This window comes from Sphingobium sp., assembly GCF_041987595.1.
Taxonomy (GTDB): Bacteria; Pseudomonadota; Alphaproteobacteria; order Sphingomonadales; family Sphingomonadaceae; genus Sphingobium.
Genome location: NZ_JBHIWJ010000061.1, coordinates 1 through 24,097, shown reverse-complemented (window position 1 = coordinate 24,097; position 24,097 = coordinate 1). Strand labels below are relative to the sequence as shown.

Here is a 24,097-nt window from a genome sequence, read left to right as displayed (position 1 = left end):
TGCGCGGGCACCACCGGCGTCAGTCCCCGCGCCAGCATCGTCTCCAGCAGCGCCACCGTCTGCGGCCTTATGCCCGAAGCCCCCTGCGCCAGACTGGCGAGTTTCAGCGCCATCATCAGCCGCACCACCGGCACCGGGGAGGGCGCGCCCGTCCCCGCCGAATGGCTGAGCACGATATTGCGCTGGAGCGTCGCCAGATCTGCGTCGCCGATCTTCACGCTCGCCAGCTTCCCGAAGCCGGTATTGATGCCATAGACCGGCTCGTGCCGGGCCAATATGCGCTCGACCGCCGCCGCGCCCGCCGCGATGCGCGGCGCGGACGCCGGGTCCAGCATCACCCCCGCGCCTTCATATATCGCCCGCCATTGCTCCAGCGAAACCGCGCCCGGCACGAGCGTTACCTGCATCATGATCCTCTCCACACACGCGCATGGAGCGGGTTCAGCCCCATGCGATAAACCAGCTCGGCGGGCCGCTCGACATCCCAGATGGCGAGGTCGCAATGCATGCCGACCGCCAGCGTACCCACCCGATGCTGAAGCCCCAGCGCCCGCGCCGCATGGCGGGTGACGCCCGCCAGACATTCGTCGATCGTCAGCCCGAACAGCGTCGCGCCCATGTTCATCGCCAGCAGCAGCGACGTCAGCGGCGATGTCCCCGGATTGCAGTCGGTCGCCAGCGCCATCGGCACGCCCGCCCGGCGCAACGCCTCGATCGGCGGCCGCCTGGTGTCCCGCATGAAGTAGAAAGCCCCCGGCAACAGCACCGCCACCGTGCCCGCGTCCGCCATGGCGGCGACGCCCGCCGCGTCCAGATGCTCCAGATGATCGGCCGACAGCGCCCCGAACCGCGCCGCCAGTTCCGCGCCATGCAGGTTGGACAGCTGCTCGGCATGCAGCTTCACCGGCAGGCCCAGACGCCGCGCCGCCGCGAACAGCCGCTCGATCTGCGCGGGCGAAAAGCCGATCCCCTCGCAAAAACCGTCCACCGCATCGGCCAGCGAAGCGACCTGCGGCAGCGCCTCGCAGAGCATGCCGACATAGCCGTCCGCATCCCCCGCAAATTCCGGCGGCAGCGCATGGGCGCCCAAAAAGGTCGTGGCGACGGACACCGGCCGTTCCTCGCCCAGCCGCCGCGCCGCGCGCAGCATCTTGGCCTCATTTGCAAGGTCCAGCCCATAGCCGGACTTCACCTCGACCGTGGTCACGCCCTCCGCGATCAGCGCGTCCAGCCGGGGCAGGGCGGATGCGACCAGCTCCTCCTCGCTCGCGGCCCGGGTCGCCCGCATGGTGGACAATATTCCCCCGCCCGCCCGCGCAATCTCCTCATAGCTCGCGCCGGCCAGCCGCATCTCGAACTCGGCGGCGCGGTCGCCGCCATGGACCAGATGGGTGTGGCAATCGATCAGCCCCGGCGTGATCCAGCGCCCTGCGCAGTCGATCACCTGCTCCGCATCGGGCGCGTCCGCCATCGGCCCGGCATAGGCGATCATGCCCCCGCGCATGCCGATCGCGCCGCGCTCGATCACGCCCAGCTCCGTCCCCAGGCCCGTCCCCAGCCCCGTCCAGAGCCGTGCATGGGTCCATAATTTCTCGCAGCGCTCGCGCATTTTCCCTTTCCCGCTGGCCGATTCCCCGTTGGCCCATTTCTCGCTGGCATCGACTCAATAATGTATATACTTAAATGCTGCATCTGGCCATTGTCCAGAGAAAGGGAAAACGTCCAGAGGAAGGGAAAATGGCGCTTTGGTTCCAACAGGCCCTGCTGACCGACGGCTGGCACGATCATGTCCGGATCACGCTGGAAGACGGGCGCATCGGCACGGTCACGCCCGGCGCCGCTCCGGACCCGGGGGACGAACGCTTGGGGCCAGCCTTTGCGGGCCTGCCCAATGTGCATAGCCACGCCTTCCAGCGCGGCATGGCGGGCCTCGCGGAGCAGGCCGGGGCCAAAAAACCGGGGGAGGGGAGCGACAGCTTCTGGACATGGCGCGAGGCGATGTATCGCTTCGTCGACCGGCTCGATCCGGAGGGGCTTCATGCCATCGCCGCGCTCGCCTATGCCGAAATGCTGGAAAGCGGCTTCACCAGCGTCGGGGAGTTCCACTATCTCCACCACGCGCCCGACGGCGCGCCCTATGCCGACCCGGCGGTCATGGCCCATGCCGTCGTGCAGGCCGCCCGCGACACCGGCATCGCGCTGACGCTGCTTCCGGTCTTCTACGCCCACTCCCATTTCGGCGGAGCGGCCCCCAGCCAAAGCCAGCGCCGCTTCCTCCATGATCCCGACAGCTTCGCCCGGCTGCTGGACGCCCTGTCCACCCTCGACGGCGTCACGCTCGGCGTCGCGCCGCATAGTCTGCGCGCCGTCACGCCCGATGAACTGGCCGCCGTCACCGCGCTCGCGCCCGACGGTCCCATCCACATCCACATCGCCGAGCAGAGCCCCGAAGTCGAAGCCTGCCTCGACTGGAGCGGCCAGCGCCCGGTCGAATGGCTGCTGGCCCACGCGCCGGTCGATCCGCGCTGGTGCCTTGTCCACGCCACGCACGTCACGCCCGCGGAATGCGCCGCCATCGCCCGAAGCGGCGCGATCGTCGGCCTCTGCCCCATCACCGAAGCCAATCTGGGCGACGGTGTCTTTCCCGCCCGTGATTTTCTGGCGCAAGGCGGGCGCATCGGCATCGGCTCGGACTCCAATGTCGAGATCGGCGCGGCGGCCGAATTGCGCCTGCTCGAATATGGCCAGCGCCTGACGCATCATGGCCGCAACCTGCTGGCTGGCGCCCCAGCCCAATTCACCGGCATCCAATCCACCGGCGTCCAGTCCACAGGCGCCAGCCTCTTCCACGCCGCGCAGCAGGGCGCGCAGGCCCTCGGCCGGCCGCCTGCGCGGCTCGCGCCCGGCGCCCCCGCCGACATCGTCGCCCTGCGCGCCGATCACCCGGCCATCGCCGCCCGCTCCGGCGACCGCCTGCTCGACAGCTGGATCTTTGCGGGCGCCCCCGTCGATAGCGTCTGGTGCGCGGGGAAGAAGCGCGTTAGCGCGGGCCTCCACCACGCCCGCCCCGCGATCGAGGCGCGCTATGTCGCACTGTTGAAAGCCCTGCTCGCTTGACCCGCCTGCTCTCCGACGCGCTCCACGCCCGCATCCGCCGCGACATTGAAAGCCGCATCATGTCGGGCGAATGGCGCCCCGGCCACCGCATCCCCACCGAACATCAGTGGATGGAACGCTATGGCTGTTCGCGCATGACGGTGAACAAGGCGCTGCGGGCGCTGGTCCAGTCGGGCCTGCTCGAAAGCCGCAAACGGGCGGGCACCTTCGTCGCTGCGCCGCGCTTCCACCGCGCCGCGCTCGAAATCCCCGACATCCGTGCCGAGGTAAAGGGGCAGGGCCTCGCCTACCGCCTCGACCTCATCCGCTGCGACCGCCGCATGGCCGGGCCGGAGGACAAGGCCCTCCTGCGCGTTTCGGACGGCGAGCTGCTCGCGCTGGAATGCCGCCATTTCGCCGACGACCTTCCCTATGCGCTGGAATATCGCCTCATCAACCTCGCCGCCGTCCCCGAAGCGGGGCAAGTGGATTTCTCCGTCGAACCGCCCGGCTCCTGGCTGCTCGGCCATGTGCCGTGGACGGAGGCGGAACATCGCATCACCGCGATCAACGCCGACCCCCTGACGGCACAGAGCCTCCACGTCCCGGAAAACGCCGCCTGCGTGGCGCTGGAACGCTGGACGTGGAGAGGCGAGGAACGCATCACCTATGCCCGCCAACTCTATCCCGGCGACCGCTACGCGCTGGTCGCGCATTTCCACGCTTGACCTGCCCGCCTTCGCGGGAATGGCTGATAGGGGTGGTTTGCAGATGGTCGGCTTAGAGTCGGCGTCAGCCGGAAAAGCTGACCAACGCCGACCTCGTTGAATTACCTCATTTCGGGAGGCGATGGGGCAGCGAGCTACCGGCATCATCTCCGATGAACGAGGCCCAGACTCCGCCTGGCAGCCACACCGTGTCCATCAGCGCCCGCGCTTGCACATCATCGTGCCCCAAAACCTCTCGTTGCCAACGATAAAGGAAGGCGGAGACTCGCATGTTCGCAATGCAATGGACATGCACTGGCTTGCCTTCCAGCTTAGCCATCGCGTCACAGAACTCAGTAAAATCTTCTTCGGTTGGCCGGTCGAAATCCACAGGGATGTGGATGTAAGTCAAGCCAAGACGAGCAAGGGAGGCGGCTTCATCAGGCAGAGCCTTTTCATGTGTGTGCAGCCCAAGATTTATGACGTGCCCAATGCCAAGTTTGGATAGCTCGGCGAGTTGCTCTTCGGTGGGTTGGCCTGATGTAGTGACGCGGCTATCAAGGCGTCGCCAGTTATAAATATCGGTAGGATCGGACATACGGGCACCTCCATTCAAAGGGTGCCCAGGCGAACGGCGGCTGCGTTTCGCGCTCCACGGTGGTGCTCCACCTTCCTCGCCAGTCACGCGAACGCATATCATATACCCTATGACTGCGCCACCGCCAAGCCGGTCCATCGCTGGAACGACCAGTTCGAAGCGTATCAGTGCTTGTCTCGTTCGGCAGCAATTGGTCGCTTGTTACCTCGCTTATCCTTGCTAAGAAATCTCATGATCGAAAGCCCGAGCGACACACTGGCCAGATTGCTGATCGAAAAACATGGCGTACCTGCTTCGGATGTTAAGCATAGCGCACGGATCGTTCACGATTTGGGTGTTGATGGCGATGATGCGGCCGAACTGCTCCACGATCTCCAAGCCGCCTTCGGCACAGATTTGACGGCGTTAGACGGGCAGTGGCGGACTTATTTCAATACCGAAGGGGCAAGCCCTCGCGCTATCTTGATCGGCGTACCGGCGATCATTCTATGCGGTGGCTTAGCAGGCGTGCTAGTGGCATGGCTGCAATGGCCGAAGCTGATAGTTTTGGCCTTAACCCTCGCGTTGTTCGTCAGCGGGGGATGGGCGTGGTCGCGATGGTTCGGCAAGGGCCTTCACCCGGTGACGGTCGGCGGGCTGGCTGAAATCATTCAGGCTGGTAAGTGGCCTGACGATCCTCTCAGTGTCCGCTAACCGGGCAGTGATTTGGTCCCTTAAGCGTCGAAAACTGGTCGAAACCCGCCATCACTTCTTTCTGTCCTGCAGCCCCACCTCGACGCTAAGCCATATCCGCTCCTTGAACCGTCAAAACCGCGATAGGAAACAAGTCGGGAAATGGCTCTTTCCCGCGCCTCCATCGTGTCACTTATGTCACCCAAATCCTACCCGGCCGCCATCTGCGTCATCGACGCATAGTCGGTCTTGCCGGTTCCCAGCAGCGGCAACGCGTCCAGCACCCGTATCTCCCGCGGCAAAGCCAGTTCCGTGACGCCATTGGCCTTGCCCCATGCCGCCAGCGCCGCCGCCTTCGCCTCCCGCGCCGTGGTGAACAGCACCAGCTGCTCCCCCTTGCGCGCATCGGGCCGCGTCACCACCGCATGCTCCGCCTCCGGCCACACGGCCGAGGCATAGCCCTCCACCGCGGGCAGGGAGATCATCTCGCCCCCGATCTTGGCAAAGCGCTTCGCCCGGCCGCGGATCGTCACGAAACCCTGATCGTCGATGGTCACGATATCGCCGGTATCGTGCCAGCCGCCCTCGGGCGGTTGCAGCACGCCGGGCGCATCGGCCTTCATATAGCCCGCCATGATGTTGGGTCCCCGGATGGAGAGCCGCCCGCCCTCGCTGATGCCCGGCACATCGTCCAGCCGCGCCTCGATCCCCGGCAACAGCCGCCCGACCGACCCGGCTCGGAAATGCATCGGCGTGTTGACCGCGATCACCGGCCCCGCCTCGGTCGCGCCATAGCCCTCCAGGATGCGCAGCCCGAACTTTTCGGCATAGGCCTTGCGCGTCTCGTCCCGCACCCGCTCGGCGCCCGCGAAGATGTAGCGGAGCGAATAGAAATCATAGCCATGCGCCATCCGGGCATAGCCGGACAGGAAGGTGTCCGTCCCGAACAGGATCGTCGCATTGGCGTCATAGGCGAGTGCGGGCACGATCCGGTAATGGAGCGGGCTGGGATAGAGCAAAGTCTTCACCCCATGGAAGATCGGCAGCAGCGTGCCGCCGGTCAGCCCGAAACTATGGAACACCGGAAGGGCGTTCAGCACCACATCGGCTGAATTGAAATCGATCCGCGCCGCGAGCTGGCGGCAATTGGACAAGAGGTTGCGATGGGTCAGCACCACTCCCTTGGGCAGCCCCTCCGACCCGCTGGTGAACAGGATCACTGCGGCATCATCGGGCGAAATCTTCAGGCGCCGATGCGCCCGCCCGGCAAAGCGGCTCGCCGCCAGCCCGCGCAGCTTCGCGCCCGTCCCGATCCCCGCCGCCACATCCTCCAGCCAGAGGAAGCCGATCCCCTCGGCCTCCAGCCCCGCCACGACATCGCCCAGCTTCCCCTGCTCGACAAAGGCCCGCGCCGTGATGATCGTCCGGACCTGCGCCGCCATGCAGGCGGCTTTCAGGTTCGCCAGTCCCGCGGTGAAGTTCAGCATCGCCGGCACGCGCCCGCCTGCCTGCAAGGCGAAGAAGGCCACCGCCACCCCCGCCACATTGGGCAGCAGCACGCCGACCGCTTCCCCTTGCCGCGTCGAGCGCCCCAAGGCTCGCCCCAGCACCAGCGCGCCCGTCACCAGCCGTCCGTAGCTCAACGGCTCGCGCTTCACATCCTCGACGATGGGCGACCCGCGCCCATGGACATGGCTTGCCTCCAGCAGCGCCTCGAACAAAGTCCGATCCGTGTCCGAGGTGGCGAACATCATCTGGCTCATCTCGTCATAGAGCCGCCGCCCGGCAATCGCCCGCCGCGCCCGCGCCGTCATCTCGCCCTCTATGGCGAAGCGGCGCGGCGGCAATACGGTCAGCGTGATCTTGGGGAAGCGCCGCAGCCGGACCTTGCCCTTCAGCCGCGAAAATGGGGTGAACTGCGCCCCGTCGATCCGCACCGGGATGATCGGCGCATCGGCCTTGTCCGCGACCATGCCGGGACCGTCGAACACCTTCATCAGCGCGCCTGTGACGGTGATCCGCCCCTCCGGGAAGATCACGAGCGTCCGTCCCTCGCGCACCGCCTTCACCATCGCCTTGGCCGACAGCGGATTGGTGGGATCGACCGGAAAGGCATCGAACAGCGCCAGAAAGGGCTTTACCCACCATGCTCTGGCGATGCGCGTATGCACCGCAAAGGTCGGCTTGCCCGGCAGGAAGGCGGCCAGCAGCAATCCGTCGAGGAAGGAGACATGGTTCACCACCACCACTGCCGGTTCCCCGGCGGCGGGCATATTCTCCGACCCCAGCACCTCCACCCGATAGCACAGCCGCAGTATCCCGCGCACGATCGCCTTGATGACCGTCTCCGGCAGCAGCCAGCAGCTGATCAACGCCACCGCCAGGGTCGCAAAGCCCATCACGCCGATCACGCCCGGCACGCTCTCGCCCCGCGCCAGCATCGCCGTCACCGCGCTCACGACCGCCACGGTGGTCGCGGCATTGACGATATTGTTGGCGGCGATGGTCCGCGACCGCTCCTCACGCGGGCTGTGCGTCTGGAGAATGGCGTAAAGCGGCACGATGAACATGCCCCCCGCAAAGGCGATGCCGAACAGATCGAGCATGATCCGCACGCTGCCCGGCGAACCGACAAATTCCGCGATGCCCGAACCCTGATGCACCGGCACATAGAAGCTGGTCGACAGCCACAGATCGATCATGCACCCGGCCAGAACCAGCGCCGACACCGGCACGAAGCGCGCCGACACATGCCCGCCCAGCAGCCGGTTCACCAGCATCGATCCCAGGGCCACGCTGATCGAGAAGATCAGCAGGAAGAAGGTCGCGACCTCCTGCCTGGCCTTCAGCACCCCGCTCACCAGCGGCGCGAATTCGGCCAGCAGCACCGCGCCCACGGCGAAGAACCAGCTGATGCCCAGGATCGACAGCCACACGCCGCGTCCATGCCGCGCCGCCTTCAGGATCGCCCAGGTGCTCCGGAACACATTGCGCTCGATCTTGAGTCCCGGCACCACCGTCGGCGCGGAGGGCACGGCGAGACTGGTGAGGAAACCCAGCGTCGCCAACCCCACCGCCACCAGCCCCGCTTCCCATGGCGGGATCACGCCCGCCAGCAATTGACCGCTCAGGATGGCGAGGAAGGTGCCCGCCTCGATCAGGCCGGTGCCGCCCATAATCTCTTCGGGCTTGAGATGCTGCGGCAGGATCGAGAATTTGACCGGCCCGAAGATTGTCGAATGCAGCCCCATCAGGAACAGGCAGGACAGCAGCAGCGGCACCGATTGCAGCCAGAATCCGGTGACGGCAAGGCTCATGATGACGACTTCCGCCGCCTTCACCGCCCGCACCAGCTTCGCCTTGTCCCATGCGTCGGCCAATTGCCCCGCAAGCGCGGAGAAGAGGAAATAGGGCAGGATGAACAGGCCGGTCGCAATCGTCGCCAGCATCTCCGCCTTGTCCGGCTCGGCCCGGTAGAGGCCGAAATTGGCGAGGAACAGCAGCGCGAACTTCAACAGATTGTCGTTGAACGCGCCCAGAAACTGCACCACGAACAGCGGCGCGAAACGGCGTTTACCCAGCAAAGACAGATCAGGTGCGGACATATTCTAACCCCCGTCTCTCACCCATTATGCAGCATTTGTCGCAGAGTTGTTAACCGGCTCGCGCAGCACGCGGTTATAGAGCCAGCCGATCCCGATCAGGCTGAAGCCCAAGGCAAGGAACGACCCGATCCGCAGCAGCCCCGAGAGGCCCGACGCGTCCAGCAGGAACACCTTGGCCACCGCCGCCAGCATCAGCAGCAGGGAGGCAATGCGCCAGTCCTTCCTCTGCCGGCGAATTCCCCAGAGCAGGAACCCGATAGCCAGCCCCAACGCCAGCACGGAGCGCAATATGTCCTCGCTCTGGCTGAGGTCCGGCGTTGTCAGCACCGATCCGGCGAATATCTGCCGCAGCGCTGCCAGCGCAAAGAGGGCGATCAACAGCATCCGCGCCATGTCGGCGGGCCGCCGCATCCAGACCCATTCGGGCCGCATCTTTTCCACCAATGAGAGCGCCCCGAAAGCCAAGGCAAATGCAGGCAGCAGGAGGTTAATGAGAGGCCATGCACCAACAGCTTGCGGGAACCACAACGGGTTATGCAGCAGGACCGAGTAAAGGAGCAGATGCCCCAAAGCGAGGAGTATCAACTCCCCTCCCGCAAGCGGGAGGGGTTGGGGGAGGGCATGTCTGGCCTTGCGCCAAATCCCAAACCCCACCGCAATCAGCAGCGCTTCCCAAACCGTCCGCTCCGCAAAAGCCAGGTGAGTGACATCTCCATGGCTCGCCAACCCAAAGACCTGTTTATAGGCGATATGCACCGCGACGCCGCCCAGCACTGCGGCCAGTCCCCAGCCAATCCGCCGCCCCCAAGGCCCAGCCACTGCGCCAGCGCGCCACAGGGCCATCGCCAGCGAGCCGGCCGGCACCGCCAGCCGCCGCGCGCTTTCGCCCAGCGCGGGCAAGTCGCGCACCAGCATCGGCTCGCCCACCAGCGACAACAACGCGTGGACAAGCCAGACCGCCAGCGGCCACAAGGCCCAAAGCCCGACCAGCGCCGCGGCCACGCCCAGCCCCGTCAGCATCCGTCCGGCTTGCCGCCGCCCGGCATCCAGCCATCTGGTCCCCTCCGCCACCAGAGCCAGCCCCAGGGCCGCGCCCACCGGCAGCCAGATCGGCGGCACAAGCTGCGCGATCACCCCATAGCCCAGCAGCACCGCCGCCCCCTGCGCCACGACCCGCCCTTCCCCGAACGTCGCCCGCCACGCAAACAGCCCCGCCATCGCCGCGACCACGACCCAGCGCAGCGGCATCCCCGCAGCGGCCTCGCCCCACAGCCGCACGACATCATCCGACCCGGCCACCGCCACCAGCGCCGCGAAAGCGAAACCCCAGCCGCTATATTCCACGCGCCGGTCTCCGGCCTTCTCCGCCAGCATCAGCAGGCCCGCCGCCACGGCCGCAACCACCGTCGCCAAGGCCCAGCCCGCCAGCCCCAGCGCCCCTGCCACGACCAGCAGCAGGCCCGCTGCCGTCGCGAGCATCACAAAGCGCGCGTCATCACGCGGCCTGGACCATCCCAGCGCCAGAGCCGCAACAGGCAAGGCCGCAACTCCCAGCGCCAGCCCGGCAAAGGCCTGATCCAGCCCCGACCGATAAAAATGCAGGAAGGCGACCGCAAAGCCACCCAGCGCCAGCCCGGCGAGCTGCCCTGCCTCGATCAATCCGCCGCCAGCACGCCACAGGCGCATGATCGCTGCGCTGCCATACACCGCGCCGATGCCGGCCAGGACCAGCGCAAACCGTCCCATTTCCGGATTTGGCCAAACCGCCGCCAGCAGCAGCGCAACCGCAAGCCCGACCGCCGCGAGTGGCCGCAAGCCAGCCTCGCGCCCCAGCCACACCAAAGCGACCGACAACAGCCCGAACAGGCCCCAATGCAGCAGGGCAAAGCCTCCGGTCGCCACGAGCGCCGCCATCTGGGCCGCCGCGACTACCGCTGCGCCGACGCGCAGAACTACTGCTCGCGTACCGGAAAAGGCGAAGAAGGGCAGCCCGACGCCCAGCATCAGCAACAGCAGCCCGACCGACAGCGAAGACGCCCAATCCAGCGCCCCCATGGCAAGCAGAACAACGCCCCAGCCCGCGCCGCCGATCAGCGCGCTGATGCCCAGCCACATCCATCGCTGCGTCCGCGACAGCGCGCAAAGCCCGCCGACCGCAAGTGCCAGATAGCAGCTCAGCAACGGCACATTGGGCTGACCCGCCTCAACCAGCGCCGGCGCGGCGAGTCCGCCCAGCAGACCCAGCAGGGCGCTTGGCGCGCCGAAGCGCAGCGACAGCCCCATGGCCAGCGCCGTCACCCCGGCCAGCCCGGCGAAGGCGGTGCCCGGTCCCACCAATCCATAAAGGGCATGCGCCGCCAAAATGCCGAAATAGAGCGTCGCCAGCCCCGCCCCGGCGAGCGCCTGTCGCACCCGTGGATCGCGAACCCGTTCCTCCTGCCGCAGCGCCACTTCGGCGCCGCCGATCAACGCGCCGCCGAACAACAGTCCCAGCAGGATCCGGACCAGCGGAGAGAGCAACCCCGCATCGATCGAATATTTGACCAGCAGCACTCCCGCGACCGCCAGTGTCACGCCGCCTGCCCAGATCGGCAAACGCCGCCCGAACAGCTCCTCGAACCCGAAGGAGGGCCGGGCGGGCCCGGCCGGGGGAGGGCAGGATTGCCCGGTTGGCTCGACGGGCGACGAGGAAGAGGCCTCGACGGCGTTCACAGTCCGCGCGACCATCTGCGCAGTCTGGCGCACGGGCTCCTCGCCCTCGTCATTCCCGTGAGGGCGGGAATCCACCTCCTGACCCTGGAGTGCGGGGTGACTTATGGAAGATGTCTGATCGAGCCGCGCATCCCGTTCCGACCCATCTTCGCGGGAGGGACGGGTTTTGGCGGCCGCCGTGCCACCCTCCAGCAATGCCAGCCGCATTTCCGCGACCTTCAACCGCTTGCGCGTGTCGAACAGCAGCACTCCGAAAACCAGCAGAACCAGCGTCGCAAACATGAGTCGCACCCCTGAAACCCGGTGAATGACGATGTGGCTATCGCAAAATTGTACACTGTTCAATAAATTTATTAGACAGCGTTCAATTCATTCATTATCGCTACCTCCATGGGAAGGCGCTCCGACCATAGCCGCGAAGAACTGGCCGCGATGATCGTGGCGCAGGGGCACCGCCACATGGCGGAGGTCGGCTTTGCCCATTTCTCCTCGCGGGAAGTCGCCAAGCGCATCGGCTATTCGGTCGGCACGCTTTACAATGTGTTCGGCAGCTACGACCGGCTGATCGTTGCGATCAACACGCGGACCTTCGACCTGTGGGCCGCCTTTCTGGAGGCCCGCCTCGCGGACAATCCCGAAGATCGCATAGCCGCGCTGGTCGAAGGCTATTTCGCCTTTGCCCGCGATAATCTCAACATCTGGATGGCGATCTATGACCATCGTCTGCCGCTGGGCGTCCCCATGCCGGAGGATTATGCCCGGCAGCGCGCCGGTCTCACCGAGGTCGTGGTCCGCGAAGTCGCCGCCGTCCTCCCGAACGGGGCAAAGGACGTCGCGCCTCGCCTCGCCCGATCGCTGGTCGCCACGGTCCACGGTCATTGCACCTTCGCGCTGAACGGCAGCTTCGTCCTTTTGGGGGAGACGGACCCGCTCGAAATGGCCATCGCCCGAGTCAAGGAATCGTTGAGGGCCGCTGGCGCAACATTGTAAAGGCAGGACAGGGGAAGACACATATGCCAAGCTGGTTTGAGAGTCTTGAACGCGACCTGCAATCGCCGCTGGCGGTGCGGCGCTGGGGCAGCGGATGGTTTTCCGGCTTTTTCGCGCTGCTGCTCAGCATTACCGGTCTTTGCCTCGTCATGGCGCTGCGCTGGCCCGACTGGTTCGCGACGCCGGAACTGGCCGCGCTGCATGGCTGGAGCGGTCTGCGGCCGCTGGTTCACGGCTTCCTGATCGGCGGCTATGCCCTCGCGCTGCTCAGCCTGCTTTTGCGTCCACGCAAAGCGATCGGCGCCACGGCGCTGATCATCGCGCTGCTCGCCACGCTGCTGGGTGGCGCCGACGTCCAGCCGCGGGAAACCCATGACTGGGGCGTATTCTTCGGAGTCGATTTCTTCGCGGTCAACATGGTCGCCACCGGCCTCATGTTCGCGCCGATCGAGCGCCTCTTCCCCCACAAGGCGCAGCAACGCCTGTTCCGGCAGGAATGGCGCGAGGACCTGTTCTATTATCTCATCAGCTCGATGATGGTGCAGCTCATCACCTTCCTCGCGCTTGCACCGTCCAGCACCATCAACGCCGCCACAGCCGGCCTCGCGGGCATCCGCGCCATGGTCGCCGGCCAGCCCTGGCCGTTGCAATTTCTTGAAGTCGTGCTGCTGACCGACTTCGCCCAATATTGGTTCCACCGCGCCTTCCACCGCATCCCCTTCCTCTGGGGCTTCCATGCCGTCCACCATTCGGCCAAGGCGATGGACTGGCTGGCGGGGGCGCGCATGCATTTCTTCGAGATCATCGCGCTGCGCGGCGTGACCTCGCTGCCGCTGCTGACCTTCGGCTTCTCGCCCTCGGTGATGCAGGCCTATATCGGCTTCGTCTATATCTACTCCTCGCTGCTTCACGCCAATCTGAGGGGCGATTTCAACCGGCTCGGCCGGATCGTCGCGACGCCGCGCTTCCACCACTGGCACCATGGGATCGAAGAGGTTGCGGTGGACAAGAATTTTGCCATCCACTTCCCCTTTCTCGACCGGCTGTTCGGTACCTTTCATCTGCCCGAAGGCCAGTGGCCCAGTGGCTATGGCGTGCCCGAACAGGTGCCGCAGGGCTATCGCGCCCAGTTCCTCTACCCCTTCCGGAAGCGCGACGCGGCCTGACGATCATGCTATAATCGGCCGTACCCATCGCAAGGGGATCAGGCGCCATGACCTATTGGATGCTCAAGGGACGGGAATTCGCCAACTGCAATTGCGAATATGGCTGCAACTGCCAGTTTGGCGGTCTGCCCGACAAGGGATTTTGCCAGGCCGCCTTCGGCTTTGCCATTGATGAAGGCCGCCACGGCAATACCGACCTGTCGGGTCTCAACATCGCGGCCGTGTTCCAGTGGCCCGGCCCCATTCATGAGGGGAATGGGGAATGCGCCGCCTTTGTCGACGAACGGGCCAGCCCGGCGCAACGCGAAGCGCTGCTCACCATCATGACAGGGGGCGACACGGCGCCGATGGCGACCGTCTTCGCCGTGTTTGCCTCGACGGTCACGACCATGCATGAGCCGAGCTTCGTCCCCGTGGATTTCGAGGTGGATGTCGAAGGCCGCAAGGGCCGTCTGCGCATTCCCGGCCATCTGGAAATGGACGGGGAGCCGATCCGCAGCCCGGTCGACGGATCGGAAATCCGCGCGCAGATTCATCTGCCCGACGGTTTCGAATATGAAGTGGCGGAGGTAGGTTCGGGCGCCAGCCGCGCCATCGCGCCAATGCAGCTCAGTCATCAGGCGAGCTATGGCCAGTTCGCCCATCTCCATCTCGACAGTCATGGGGTCGTCCGGGGTTGAGCATGGCCGGCGTGGAGGGGGCGCTCGTCCGGCATCAACGGCTGTCGCTTCTGGCGCTGGCGGCGCTGGTGCTGCTGGCCTGGGGCTGGCTGCTGCTGGGTGCGGGAATGGGCATGGCGCCGATGGCGTCGCTGGGTCCTGCGGGCATCGGCCCGGCGGGCGCGTCCGGCGACATGATGGCGCTGATGATGCTGACCGCCGGGCCGTGGACGGCGGGGCAGTTCGCGGTGACGCTCGCCATGTGGTGGGTGATGATGGTGGCGATGATGCTGCCCTCCGCGGCGCCGACGATCCTGCTCTATGCCCGCGCCGTCGGCCACCGCGAGAACAGCGCGCGCCCGGCGACGGCAAGCTTCCTGCTCGGCTATCTGCTCGCCTGGTGTCTGTTCTCGCTGGCGGCCACCAGCGCGCAGTGGCGCCTCAGCGTGGCGGCGATGCTTTCACCGATGGCGATGGCGACACCCAGTCGCTGGCTCTCGGCCGCGATCCTGATTGCGGCTGGCGCTTATCAGATCAGTCCCCTCAAGGATGCCTGCCTGCGCCAGTGCCGAAACCCGGCGCAGTTTCTGAGCCGACATTATCGGCCCGGCCGCGCGGGCGCGCTGCGCATGGGGCTGATCCACGGAGCCTGGTGCGTGGGATGCTGCTGGATGCTGATGGCGCTGCTGTTCGTCGGCGGCATCATGAATCTGGTCTGGATCGCGCTGCTGACGCTGCTGGTGGCGATGGAAAAGCTGCTGCCATGGGGGCGCGCAACGTCCGTCGCGGCTGGAATTGCCTGCATGGCCGGCGGCTGGGTGATCCTGCTGCATTGATGGCGGGGCGGCTTTGGGTGGAATGTGGACGTCAGGCCTCTCCGCTTGAGGGGAGGGGGTGCGCTGACGTTCGCAATGGGCGACCTGTCGCCCAAACCCCCCGCTCAGTGCGCCAGAAGCAGCGGTACCTGCACCATGCGCAGCATCGTCCGGGTCACCCCGCCGAACACCAGTTCGCGCAAGCGGCTATGGCCGAAAGCGCCCATCACCATCCAGTCCGGCTTCAGCACTCCGATCGCCGCCTGCAACGCTGCCTCTACGGTGCGTCCATCCTGCGGCCAGGTGTGCAATTGCGACTTGATGCCGTGGCGGGCGAGATATTCCGGCGCGTCGGTCGCCGGGAAAGGATATTTGCCCGCCTCCTCGACGGTCACGACATGCACCTCCTCGGCCAGTTTGAGCAGCGGCGTGGCAAGGCGCAGTGCTGCCGATGCTTCCTGTGACCCTTCCCAGGCGACCACCGCCCGCCCGGTCACGGCGAAGCTGCGGGCGTCCTGTGGAATGGCCAGCACCGGCACCCGCCCGCCCAACGCCAGATCGGCGGCCAGGTGCAGCGGATCAGCGAGCTGCCTGCGCGGTCCCGACGGCAGGGTGACGATCATCCCGTCGGTCAGGGCGGAGGCTGACAGCAGCCCATGGATGATGTCGCCTTCCACATGGCGCCAGTCCCAGCTCACATCCTCGCGGCGCAGCCGGTCCTCAACCCGCCTGCGGGCCTTCTCGTCGATGTCGTACAGCTCCGCCATCATTGCCGGGGCCATGGATGCCCCGCCATAGACGTCGGCCGCCACGAAATCGGGCGCCGCCGTGATCTGCACGCAATGGATATGCGCACCTGACGATCGCGCCAGATCGCAGGCTGCCTGCAACCGGCTTTCCGCGCCACGATCCTCGTGGATGTGCAGCAGAACCGACTTCATCGTCCACCTCCCGGCCAGAATCCCCCAGCCCGTCCCTCCCCGGTCAGTCCCTCTTATACCTCCTTTTGCGGCGGAATCCGACCGGAAAGCGGCTCATACCAGCCGGTTGGCGCGAACCAGCTCGCGATACCAGTCGGCGCTGAGTTTCGGCGTGCGCTGGCCGGTCCTGAAGTCGACATGATGGATGCCGAACAGCTTGGTATAGCCGTCCTCCCATTCGAAATTGTCCATCAGGCTCCAGACGAAATAGCCCTTCACCGGCAGCCCTTCGCGCGCGGCGCGCTGGAGATGGGTGATGTAGTTGCGCAGATACATGACGCGGTCGGTGTCATAGACCTTGCCGTCCGCAGCGACCTTATCGTCGGCCGAGCAGCCGTTTTCTGAGATATAGAGCGCTTTGGGCTTCCAGTTTTCGCTGATCGCGCGGATGCCCCAATAGATGACCTCCGGCGTGACATAGAGCCAGGGAGACGGCATGCGCGGCGCCTGTCCCGGATGCGGCAGGATTTTGTAGCCGGCAGGCGCGGAGGGATCGGCGCGTACGGTGTTGCCGGTGTAGACATTGACCGACAGGAAATCGAGCGGACTGCCGATCGCTTTCATGTCGCCCTCCCTGACCGTGGGCGCGTCCTTGCCCTGCGCGGTCAGGTAGCTGTCGATATAGCGCCCCTCCATGATCGCGGTGAGGAACATGGCGTTTTCTTCCCGCACCGCCTTCTTCACTGCCTCGATATGCTCGGCCGTTTCGATCGCGGGGACATAGATGGTGGGATTGTCGGCCAGACCCACCAAAGTCCCCGCCCTGGCATGGGCGCGGACCGCCTGAACCCCCAGACCATGGGCCAGCACGCCATGGTGGCGGATCTGGTTCACCTGATCCATCGGCAGCTTCAGGCCCGGCGCCTTGCCGCCGGTCATGTAGCTCAGATCGGTGAAGCACCGCAGCTCATTGACGGTCATGAAATGCTTTACCCGGTCGCTGAGGCGGCCCGCCATATATCCGGCATAGTCGGCGAAGGCATAAGCGGTGTCGCGGTTCTGCCAGCCGCCCGGCAGAGCGTTGGGCAGGTCCCAGTGGAACAGGGTGGCATGGGGCGCGATCCCGGCGGCGAGCAGACCGTCGACCAGCCGGTTGTAATAATCGACCCCCTTCGGATTGGGCTTGCCCTTGCCCTCGGGGAAGATGCGCGACCAGGCGATGGAGAAGCGATAGGCCTTGACGCCCAGCGCTTTCAGCAGAGTGATGTCGTCCTTGTAGCGGTGATAGCTGTCGCAGGCGACATCGCCGGTATCCCCGTTGGCGACCTTGCCCGGCGTATGGGAAAAAACGTCCCAATTGGTGAGGCCGCGGCCGTCCTCCTTCACCGCGCCCTCGATCTGATAGGCTGCGGTGGCGCAGCCCCACAGGAAATCGGGCGGAAAGGAAAGGGTATCGCCGGTCGTCGCGCTGGCGGCGGTCTGCGCGGTGGCAGGCGACCCGGTCAGCGTCGCGCCCAGTGCGGCGGCGCCAAGGCCAAGGCCCAGCTCGCGGCGGTTGATTCCCGTCATCTTCGGTCTCCTTACTGGCCCATGATCCGTACAAGGCCGCCAAGGGCCTGTCCGGTCGGAAGTTTCGTCCTGCTCGTCAAAGCCTTCGCCTTGTCATCCCAGACCAGCTCGGCCTTGGCGCCGCCCTTGCGATAGGCGTTGGTGGTGCCGTCATCGTCATAAAGGGTGAAGCGCGCATCGGCGCCGGGATAGACGCGGATGCTCTCCAGCGGCTGTTTCTCGGCGGTGCTTTTTACCTGCACGCCCATGGGGATGATCGACCCGGCCTTCACGAACAGCGGCATGCGGTCGATCGGCGCATCGACCTCGATCGTCTGGCCGCCGTCATGACGCTGGTTGGTCCAATAATCATACCAGACCGTCCCCGCGGGCAGGTAGACGGAACGTTTCGTCTGGCCCTGCTTCGTCACCGGCGCGACGAGGAAGGCGGGACCGAACATATATTGGTCGCCGATATCGGCGACCCTGGGGTCGTTCGGAAAGTCCATGAACAGTGCCCGCATGAAGGGCGCGCCCGTGTCATAGGTGTGCCGCCCCAGCGCATAGATATAGGGAATCAGCGTGTAGCGCAGGCGCAGCCAGTCGGCCAGGATCGGCTCGGCCGCCTTGCCATATTCCCAGAGCGCCGTGCCCGGACGCTGGCCGTGGATGCGCAGCGTCGGCGTGAAGACGCTATATTCGAACCAGCGCACGAACAGTTCGGGATAGTCGGGATAGTCCGTGCCCATCGCTGTCGCGCCTGCCGGGTCAATCAGGACCGGATGCTCCGCCTTTGGGCCGCTCGGCGACTGCCAGCCGCCAATGTCGCTTCCCCAATAGGCAAGGCCCGACGCGGTGAAGTTGAGGCCGGCCGGGATCTGCCGCTGAAGCGCTTCCCAGGTGGACCTGACGTCCGACGACCAGAAAAGGCCGCCATTGCGCTGCGATCCCAGATAGGCGGCGCGGGCGAGGATCATGTTGCGGAAATTCGGCCGGTCGCGCTCCGATCCTTCGGCTACGCCGCTGGTGTGCAGCAGCGGGAAGAGATTGTGGTAACGGTCGCCCGAACCCTTGGCGTAGAAATAGCCGTCCGGCACCAGATCCGGCTCGGTTTCGTCCAGCCAGAACCAGTCGAAGCCCTGCGAAGCGATATTGTCGCGGATCCTGTCCCAGAACCACGCCCGCGCGTCCGGGTTGGTGCTGTCGATCAGCGCGCCGGCGCGGTCGAACCGCATCGGCAGGCCATCAATGGGATTGCCGTCCTTGTCGTGCAGGAACCAGCCCCTGGTCGCCAGCATGTCGAAATAGCGCGATTCCCGCTCGAAGCGTGGCCAGACGCTGATGATCGAGCGCATCCCCATGGACTTGAGCCGCTCGTTCATCCCCTTGGGGTCGGGGAAATAGGTCCGGTCGATGTCGAGCTGCCCCATGCGGGTCCAGTAGAACCAGTCGAGCACCATCACGTCGAGCGGCAGATCGCGCTGGCGATAGCCCTGCGCGATGTCGAGCAGTTCCTTCTCGCTCTCGTATCGCGCCTTGCTCTGGATGAGACCAAAGCCCGCCTTGGGCGGCAGCGGCGTCTGTCCGGTGAGTTTCGCATAGCCCGCATACAGCTCGTCCGTGGTCCTGCCGGTGATGACGAAGAAGGAGACGCGCTCGCCGACCTGGCTCTGCCAGCGGGTTGTGCTGTGCAGGCCGGGCCAGACCAGCGTGCGGGCGGGATTGTCCCAAACGATGCCATAGCCCCTGTTGGTGACCATGAAGGGAACGCAGACGGTCTCGCCCGCAGGCGCGTCATAATAGTGCTGGCAGTCGATCTGCTTGCCGCGCAGATCCATATGACCTTCCTGATTCTGGCCCAGCCCATAATAATGTTCGTCCGCCGGGGATTCGAAGCTGGCGCCGACCTTGAAGGTCTTTTCGCCATTCACCGTGACGGGCGCCATTTCCCAGCCGGTCATCTTCGTCAGCAGATTGCCCGAGCCATCCCGGACCGAAAGACTGACGGGCGGAAGCGAGGGCGCGAAATAGCGCTCCATCTGCGTCGGTGCCTTGGGCCATGTCTTGGCATCGACGGTCAAGCTGACGGCGGCGGAGGAGAAGGTGTCGCCGCTCGCGTCGGAGCGGTGAGTCCAGCCGGTCGCGTCGGCCTTCGCATTGGGACCGTCGCCGGGCGCGGCCTCGGCCAGCTTGGGATCGAGCGCGATCGTCACGCGGACTATGTTGGGCGCATAGGGTTCGATCGCGACCCGGCTGCCATGACGATCGAGCAGCGCCATCGGCGCTGCCAGCGCCGGAGCGGCGAGGCACGACGCGCCCAGCGCGATCCATTTGAATCTCTTTGCAATCATCCCTGTCTGTCCTTGCATTAAAGGAGGCCGCGGCCGTCGACGCGGACGGTGGGCACGAAATGGCTGTTGTGCGGCATATCGACATGCAGACCCGCGCCATCCTGACGGAAAGCCAGCGGACCGCCGCCGAGCGGCGTCACGCGTTCGATCTTGCCATTCCCCTGACCGCGCGCCAGTGAGCGGATAGTCGTAGATCGCTGCGCGCGGCCCGGAAACAGGGCATGAAGCGCGCCCTCGCTGGTCGTGAAGCGGATGTCCTGCGCGGTGAAGGGCTTGGCCTTGTCCCCGTTCTGCATGTCCGCGATCAGCTGCGTGGCCCCCTCGCCATGGCGGTGCCGCGGCCGGGAAGCGAAGATCGCCTCGCCGCCATGCTCCGTCCAGCCCGCCATGGCGTCCATGCCGCCGATGCCGTCGGTCAACACAGGGGCAGGGAACATCTTCATGCCGCGATCAGCCCCTGCTTGACGGCAAAGGTCGCGAACAGCTCCGGCCACGCCGCAGCCTGCATCGTGCGCGGCAGGCGAACGCCAAAGCCATGGCCTCCATCCTCGAAAACATGCAGCGCGACAGGCCGCTTCGCCTGCTGCATCGCCTGAAAGAGCGCGATGCTGTTGGCGGGTGGCACCAGCCCGTCATCGCTGGCATGGACGAGGAAAATCGGCGCGGTCGCGCCATCCACCTGCAATTCGACCGACCGCGCCCGGCGCGCTTCGGCGCTTGCCTCCTTGCCCAGCAGCATGTTCCGTGACCCGCCATGGCTGAAAGGCGCCTCAAGGCTCACCACCGGATAGACCAGCCCCGCCACGTCGGGCCGGGCCTCGACCCGGTCGGCGTCATCGACCGGCGCATAGACCGTTTCGCCATGCCGCGTCGCCAGCGATCCCGCCAGATGTCCGCCCGCCGAAAAGCCAAGCACGCCGACCCGTCGGGGATCGATCGCATAACGCGCGGCCCGTGCGCGGATCAGCCGCATCGCCCGCTGCGCGTCCTGCAAGGGAACATCCTCGCGCCGTGCCCAGCCTTCACCCGGCAGACGATAGAGCAGGATGAAGGCGGTGATGCCTTTCGCATTCAGCCACGCTGCCTGACTCGTGCCCTCATTGTCATAGGAGAGGAAGCCATAGCCGCCACCCGGCACCACCAGCATCGCCGCGCCATTGGGGCGGGCAGGGCGGCGAACCACCAGAAGCGGCCGGTCGATCCCTGTCACCCAGCGGTCGGGCCTCGCCGGGTTCCCTGACTGGTCGGCAATCCTGCGGACGATCCGCGCGCCGCTGCCTCCCGGCGGGGTGCCCGGCCAGATGTCGATGATCTCATCGTCCGGCCCGGTCTGCGCGCCCGCGATTCCCGGCAGCGCGGCCAGTCCCGCCGCCGCGACCAGCGCGGTCCGGCGATCCATTCCCGTCATTGCCCATTCTCCAGTCCCAGCGGCGACACGGTCATGATCGGCGACATGGCGCGACCGATGGCCGCCGCGGCGTCCCGAACGAAATGGCTGCACTGCTCCATCGTCGCGCGATTGGCCGCGCCATCGACAAAGGGCATGGTCAACGCAGCCCGCGCCATGTCGCCTACCAGAATGGGTGCCGACAGATCTGTGATGCCAGTCAGCATGGGACTCGGCGCATTGGCGCCGCCCGCCTTCACGGTGGCCTCAAGTCGGGCGAGCAATTCCGCTTCGTCCAGAGTCGCATCGCTTGCCCGGATGTCTTCCAACATCGCCGCCCGCGCCTCGGCGGGCTGAAAGGCAAGCAGGATATGGCCGGAATTGGACCGGTGCAGCGGCCGTCTGTAGCCCACGCGCACGGCAAAGCCCGACAGGCCCGGCGCTTCGATAGCAATGATGACCACCATTTCCGCGCCCGAAACGACCGCCAGATGGCAGCTTTGCCCGGCCTTGCGCGCCAGTTCCTGCATGACGGGCAGAGCGGTGGAGGCGAGGTCGCGAATCGGCGGCTGGTTCATCCCCAGCGCGAACAGCCGGTTGGTGAGGCGATAGCCGTCCTCTGCCCGCGCGATATAGCCATGCTCCTCCAGGATGTGGAGCATGCGGAAAATTTCACTTACGGACCGGCCAAGCGCTATTGATATGTCAGACATGATAAGGGGATCGCTGGAATTGGCGAGCAGCTCCAGGATTTCTAACCCTTTTGTCAGAGCAGGCGCCTGATAGCGCGTCTTGCCGTTCATCCCCTCTACCTTCCGATAAACGCCCGATTTGCTGGCTTGGCAGCGTTGTCCACCGATTTGCGGCACCCTACACATTGTCCATCAGTGAAATCAATTTTTATATTTCACAAATTAAATTGTGGGAGTATTAGGCCTGATTATCGCGCTGACCCATGACGGGCTGCCCGCCCCGGGCGGCAAGGAATGACATGACTCAAAGAGGAGCAGGCGGAGCAATGGGCCTCATGTCCATCATGATTCACATGCCGCGTCGTCCAAAGCAGATGGCAGGTATCTCGCTGGCTCGCATTGCGCCCGGCTGCGGCACGCAGGCTGGCGCGCAATATGTGCCGCCCGAAAGTCTCGCCAGGGTCAAAGTCTACAGGAACCCGTCGGCGAAACCGATCGAAGGCGGCATTGGCGGCGTCGGCAATTTGCGTACGCGCAAACCGTTCGACTTTGACGCTTCCGGCGCGGCTCACCTGTTGATCCGCGCCGGGGTCGTATAGTCTCCCCCGACTGGCAGGCCCGAGCCTTAATAAGGGACGGGCCTGCCATCTTTGTTCGTGATGAGAGGATCGATGATGCACGCCGACGCAGCAACCAGCGAGATGCGGACCAAAGGCAGCGGAATGGCGGCGATGGTGCTGACCACCGGTCTCTTCTTCCTGTGGGGCGTCGCCAATAATCTCAACGATGTGCTGATCGCGCATTTCCGGCAGGTCTTTTCACTGTCGGATTTCGGATCGGGCCTCGTCCAGTCGGCCTTTTATCTGGGCTATTTCTGCTTCGCCATTCCGGCCGCCATCGCGGCGGAGCGCTTCGGCTATAAGGCGACGGTTATCCTGGGCCTGTTGCTGTTTGGCGGCGGCGCCCTTCTGTTCGTGCCGGCGTCCATGGCGCTGAGCTACGGTTTCTTCCTGTTTGCGCTGTTCGTGATCGCGAGCGGCCTTGCCTTTCTGGAAACCGCCGCCAATCCGATGGTCGCTGCCATGGGCGACCCGGCGAGCGCGGCGCAGCGGCTCAATCTGGCGCAGGCTTTCAATCCGCTCGGCTCCATCACGGGCGTCGCCTTGGGCGCCACCCTGATCCTGTCGGACGCCCCCTCGCAGGGACCGGCTGCCGCTGCCGCTGTTCAGCTGCCTTATATCGGAATCGCCGCGGTGGTTTTGGTCTGGGCCTTTGTCCTGTCGCGCACCAGCTTCCCAAGGGCGCGGTCGAGGCGCACCCCGGCATCTCGCCCATCGCGGGCATCGGCCAGCTGCTGCGCCGCCCGCGCTACCTTGCCGGGGTCGCGGCGCAATTTTTCTACGTGGGAGCGCAGGTCGGCATCTGGAGCTATCTCATCCGCTATGCGACCGCAGCGCTGCCGGGCATCGGCACGCAGCGGGCCGCCTGGCTGCTGACGCTGTCGCTGGGACTGTTCATGGTCGGGCGTTTCGTCGGATCGGCGCTGCTTGCGCGCTTTGAGGGCGCGGTGCTGATGCGCCTCTTTGCGGCCATCAATGTCGGTCTGGCGCTGATTGCCTGCCTGCCGACCGGGGGGCTTGGCGTCGCGGCGCTGGTAATGGCCAGCTTCTTCATGTCGATCATGTATCCGACCATCTTCGTCCTTTCGATCCGGGGACTCGGCCCGCTGACCAAGCCGGGCGCCTCGATGATCGTCATGGCCATTATCGGTGGCGCGGTGCTGACCATGGCGATGGGGCTGCTGTCGGACGTTGCCGGCACGATCCATATGGCGATGCTGGTGCCCGCGCTCTGCTTTGTCGTCGTCGCCCTTTATGCCCATGCCCAGCGCGGGGAGGGCAGTGGCGCATGATCGACGCGCGCGTTCAGCTCCGGCAGATCGGTCCGCTGCTGCTGGCCCGGGGTTGCCCGGCGCTCCCCCTCGTCATCTATCATGGCGCCAAGCCTCGAACGGGCGATTCAGCCGACTGGCTGAGGGCGATGCAGCTACTGGCGGTCTGTCCCGACGTCGCCCGCAAATTGTCCGGTCTGCTGACCGCGATGACGCCAGCCGCCCCGCTCCATGTCCCCCTGTTCGCAAACAATGCGGCGCACATCCAGGGGCGGGAGGGCTGGGCAT

General features: G+C 65.7%; 22 protein-coding genes and 1 riboswitch. Of the genes, 11 read left to right on the top strand and 11 right to left on the bottom strand.

Going from position 1 to position 24,097, the window contains the following annotated elements:
* The coding region (locus tag ACFC3J_RS15050) for an aromatic amino acid lyase (protein WP_375196944.1) at positions 1-410 on the bottom strand (410 nt) is incomplete at its 3' end.
* Positions 407-1,609, bottom strand: a complete 1,203-nt coding sequence (hutI, locus tag ACFC3J_RS15045; protein WP_375196943.1) for an imidazolonepropionase — start codon at positions 1,607-1,609, stop codon at positions 407-409. The genes ACFC3J_RS15050 and hutI, both read right to left, overlap by 4 nt.
* A gap of 128 nt (positions 1,610-1,737) precedes the next feature.
* Here hutI and ACFC3J_RS15040 point away from each other — a divergent pair, with 128 nt between their 5' ends.
* A complete protein-coding gene (locus ACFC3J_RS15040) occupies positions 1,738-3,117 on the top strand; it encodes a formimidoylglutamate deiminase (protein ID WP_375196942.1) in 1,380 nt (459 codons plus the stop codon).
* Positions 3,114-3,824, top strand: coding sequence for a histidine utilization repressor (hutC, locus tag ACFC3J_RS15035; RefSeq protein WP_375196941.1), 711 nt, complete (start codon positions 3,114-3,116; stop codon positions 3,822-3,824). The genes ACFC3J_RS15040 and hutC overlap by 4 nt, the downstream gene beginning before the upstream one ends.
* A gap of 106 nt (positions 3,825-3,930) precedes the next feature.
* Here hutC and ACFC3J_RS15030 read toward each other — a convergent pair whose 3' ends face one another.
* Positions 3,931-4,401 (bottom strand): protein tyrosine phosphatase family protein, encoded by a 471-nt coding sequence (locus tag ACFC3J_RS15030; RefSeq protein WP_375196940.1) that lies wholly within the window; start codon positions 4,399-4,401, stop codon positions 3,931-3,933.
* Positions 4,402-4,417: 16 nt separating this feature from the next.
* A riboswitch (ZMP/ZTP riboswitch) is annotated at positions 4,418-4,497 on the bottom strand.
* 135 nt (positions 4,498-4,632) lie between these two features.
* On the opposite strand from ACFC3J_RS15030, the gene ACFC3J_RS15025 reads away from it, so the two are divergent.
* Entirely contained in the window at positions 4,633-5,094 is a 462-nt protein-coding gene (locus tag ACFC3J_RS15025; RefSeq protein ID WP_375196939.1) for an acyl carrier protein, read from the top strand.
* 188 nt (positions 5,095-5,282) lie between these two features.
* On the opposite strand, the gene ACFC3J_RS15020 is transcribed toward ACFC3J_RS15025, so the two are convergent.
* Both ACFC3J_RS15020 and ACFC3J_RS15015 read right to left on the bottom strand, forming a co-directional pair.
* Positions 5,283-8,678 (bottom strand): acyl-[ACP]--phospholipid O-acyltransferase, encoded by a 3,396-nt coding sequence (locus tag ACFC3J_RS15020; RefSeq protein WP_375196938.1) that lies wholly within the window; start codon positions 8,676-8,678, stop codon positions 5,283-5,285.
* A 24-nt stretch (positions 8,679-8,702) separates the two neighbouring features.
* A complete protein-coding gene (locus ACFC3J_RS15015; RefSeq protein WP_375196946.1) occupies positions 8,703-11,672 on the bottom strand; it encodes a DUF2339 domain-containing protein in 2,970 nt (989 codons plus the stop codon).
* 108 nt (positions 11,673-11,780) lie between these two features.
* On the opposite strand from ACFC3J_RS15015, the gene ACFC3J_RS15010 reads away from it, so the two are divergent.
* The 4 genes from ACFC3J_RS15010 to ACFC3J_RS14995 are packed head-to-tail and all read left to right on the top strand — an operon-like array spanning position 11,781 to position 15,041.
* The gene (locus ACFC3J_RS15010) at positions 11,781-12,380 is read left to right on the top strand and encodes a TetR/AcrR family transcriptional regulator (protein WP_375196937.1); all 600 of its coding nucleotides are present in this window, start codon (positions 11,781-11,783) and stop codon (positions 12,378-12,380) included.
* A 23-nt stretch (positions 12,381-12,403) separates the two neighbouring features.
* The gene (locus ACFC3J_RS15005; RefSeq protein ID WP_375196936.1) at positions 12,404-13,546 is read left to right on the top strand and encodes a sterol desaturase family protein; all 1,143 of its coding nucleotides are present in this window, start codon (positions 12,404-12,406) and stop codon (positions 13,544-13,546) included.
* A gap of 47 nt (positions 13,547-13,593) precedes the next feature.
* Positions 13,594-14,226: a DUF1326 domain-containing protein gene (locus ACFC3J_RS15000; protein ID WP_375196935.1), complete on the top strand. Its 633-nt coding sequence runs from the start codon at positions 13,594-13,596 to the stop codon at positions 14,224-14,226.
* Between the two features lie 2 nt (positions 14,227-14,228).
* Positions 14,229-15,041, top strand: coding sequence for a DUF2182 domain-containing protein (locus ACFC3J_RS14995; protein WP_375196945.1), 813 nt, complete (start codon positions 14,229-14,231; stop codon positions 15,039-15,041).
* Positions 15,042-15,145: 104 nt separating this feature from the next.
* On the opposite strand, the gene ACFC3J_RS14990 is transcribed toward ACFC3J_RS14995, so the two are convergent.
* The 6 genes from ACFC3J_RS14990 to ACFC3J_RS14965 form a co-directional block, all read right to left on the bottom strand.
* Positions 15,146-15,961 carry a universal stress protein gene (locus tag ACFC3J_RS14990; protein ID WP_375196934.1) on the bottom strand — a complete coding sequence of 272 codons (816 nt, stop codon included), beginning with the start codon at positions 15,959-15,961 and terminating at the stop codon, positions 15,146-15,148.
* A 93-nt stretch (positions 15,962-16,054) separates the two neighbouring features.
* On the bottom strand, positions 16,055-17,509 hold the full coding sequence (locus tag ACFC3J_RS14985; RefSeq protein WP_375196933.1) for a GH1 family beta-glucosidase: 1,455 nt from the start codon (positions 17,507-17,509) through the stop codon (positions 16,055-16,057).
* Positions 17,510-17,520: 11 nt separating this feature from the next.
* A complete protein-coding gene (locus tag ACFC3J_RS14980) occupies positions 17,521-19,839 on the bottom strand; it encodes a TIM-barrel domain-containing protein (protein ID WP_375196932.1) in 2,319 nt (772 codons plus the stop codon).
* A gap of 17 nt (positions 19,840-19,856) precedes the next feature.
* Entirely contained in the window at positions 19,857-20,282 is a 426-nt protein-coding gene (locus ACFC3J_RS14975; protein WP_375196931.1) for a hypothetical protein, read from the bottom strand.
* On the bottom strand, positions 20,279-21,247 hold the full coding sequence (locus tag ACFC3J_RS14970; RefSeq protein WP_375196930.1) for an alpha/beta hydrolase: 969 nt from the start codon (positions 21,245-21,247) through the stop codon (positions 20,279-20,281). Before ACFC3J_RS14970 ends, ACFC3J_RS14975 begins: the two co-directional genes overlap by 4 nt.
* The gene (locus ACFC3J_RS14965; protein WP_375196929.1) at positions 21,244-22,029 is read right to left on the bottom strand and encodes an IclR family transcriptional regulator; all 786 of its coding nucleotides are present in this window, start codon (positions 22,027-22,029) and stop codon (positions 21,244-21,246) included. Before ACFC3J_RS14965 ends, ACFC3J_RS14970 begins: the two co-directional genes overlap by 4 nt.
* A 224-nt stretch (positions 22,030-22,253) precedes the next feature.
* On the opposite strand from ACFC3J_RS14965, the gene ACFC3J_RS14960 reads away from it, so the two are divergent.
* The 4 genes from ACFC3J_RS14960 to ACFC3J_RS14945 form a co-directional block, all read left to right on the top strand.
* On the top strand, positions 22,254-22,517 hold the full coding sequence (locus ACFC3J_RS14960) for a hypothetical protein (RefSeq protein WP_375196928.1): 264 nt from the start codon (positions 22,254-22,256) through the stop codon (positions 22,515-22,517).
* 72 nt (positions 22,518-22,589) lie between these two features.
* A complete protein-coding gene (locus tag ACFC3J_RS14955) occupies positions 22,590-23,414 on the top strand; it encodes an MFS transporter (protein ID WP_375196927.1) in 825 nt (274 codons plus the stop codon).
* Positions 23,321-23,830, top strand: coding sequence for a hypothetical protein (locus ACFC3J_RS14950; RefSeq protein WP_375196926.1), 510 nt, complete (start codon positions 23,321-23,323; stop codon positions 23,828-23,830). The genes ACFC3J_RS14955 and ACFC3J_RS14950 overlap by 94 nt, the downstream gene beginning before the upstream one ends.
* Positions 23,827-24,097: amidohydrolase family protein (locus tag ACFC3J_RS14945; protein ID WP_375196925.1), on the top strand; the 271-nt coding region annotated here is incomplete at its 3' end. The genes ACFC3J_RS14950 and ACFC3J_RS14945, both read left to right, overlap by 4 nt.

Excerpts from the sequence above, each read along its gene's own strand:
- ACFC3J_RS14995 (WP_375196945.1), top strand. The coding sequence starts at position 14,229 with ATGGCCGGCGTGGAGGGGGCGCTCGTCCGGCATCAACGGCTGTCGCTT.
- ACFC3J_RS15030 (WP_375196940.1), bottom strand. The coding sequence starts at position 4,401 with ATGTCCGATCCTACCGATATTTATAACTGGCGACGCCTTGATAGCCGC.
- hutI (WP_375196943.1), bottom strand. The coding sequence starts at position 1,609 with ATGCGCGAGCGCTGCGAGAAATTATGGACCCATGCACGGCTCTGGACG.
- ACFC3J_RS15025 (WP_375196939.1), top strand. The coding sequence starts at position 4,633 with ATGATCGAAAGCCCGAGCGACACACTGGCCAGATTGCTGATCGAAAAA.
- ACFC3J_RS14985 (WP_375196933.1), bottom strand. The coding sequence starts at position 17,509 with ATGACGGGAATCAACCGCCGCGAGCTGGGCCTTGGCCTTGGCGCCGCC.
- ACFC3J_RS14970 (WP_375196930.1), bottom strand. The coding sequence starts at position 21,247 with ATGACGGGAATGGATCGCCGGACCGCGCTGGTCGCGGCGGCGGGACTG.
- ACFC3J_RS14975 (WP_375196931.1), bottom strand. The coding sequence starts at position 20,282 with ATGAAGATGTTCCCTGCCCCTGTGTTGACCGACGGCATCGGCGGCATG.
- ACFC3J_RS15040 (WP_375196942.1), top strand. The coding sequence starts at position 1,738 with ATGGCGCTTTGGTTCCAACAGGCCCTGCTGACCGACGGCTGGCACGAT.
- ACFC3J_RS14960 (WP_375196928.1), top strand. The coding sequence starts at position 22,254 with ATGTCCATCATGATTCACATGCCGCGTCGTCCAAAGCAGATGGCAGGT.
- ACFC3J_RS15005 (WP_375196936.1), top strand. The coding sequence starts at position 12,404 with ATGCCAAGCTGGTTTGAGAGTCTTGAACGCGACCTGCAATCGCCGCTG.
- ACFC3J_RS14955 (WP_375196927.1), top strand. The coding sequence starts at position 22,590 with ATGATGCACGCCGACGCAGCAACCAGCGAGATGCGGACCAAAGGCAGC.
- ACFC3J_RS15000 (WP_375196935.1), top strand. The coding sequence starts at position 13,594 with ATGACCTATTGGATGCTCAAGGGACGGGAATTCGCCAACTGCAATTGC.
- ACFC3J_RS15015 (WP_375196946.1), bottom strand. The coding sequence starts at position 11,672 with ATGTTTGCGACGCTGGTTCTGCTGGTTTTCGGAGTGCTGCTGTTCGAC.
- ACFC3J_RS14965 (WP_375196929.1), bottom strand. The coding sequence starts at position 22,029 with ATGAACGGCAAGACGCGCTATCAGGCGCCTGCTCTGACAAAAGGGTTA.
- ACFC3J_RS15010 (WP_375196937.1), top strand. The coding sequence starts at position 11,781 with ATGGGAAGGCGCTCCGACCATAGCCGCGAAGAACTGGCCGCGATGATC.
- ACFC3J_RS14980 (WP_375196932.1), bottom strand. The coding sequence starts at position 19,839 with ATGATTGCAAAGAGATTCAAATGGATCGCGCTGGGCGCGTCGTGCCTC.
- ACFC3J_RS14990 (WP_375196934.1), bottom strand. The coding sequence starts at position 15,961 with ATGAAGTCGGTTCTGCTGCACATCCACGAGGATCGTGGCGCGGAAAGC.
- ACFC3J_RS15020 (WP_375196938.1), bottom strand. The coding sequence starts at position 8,678 with ATGTCCGCACCTGATCTGTCTTTGCTGGGTAAACGCCGTTTCGCGCCG.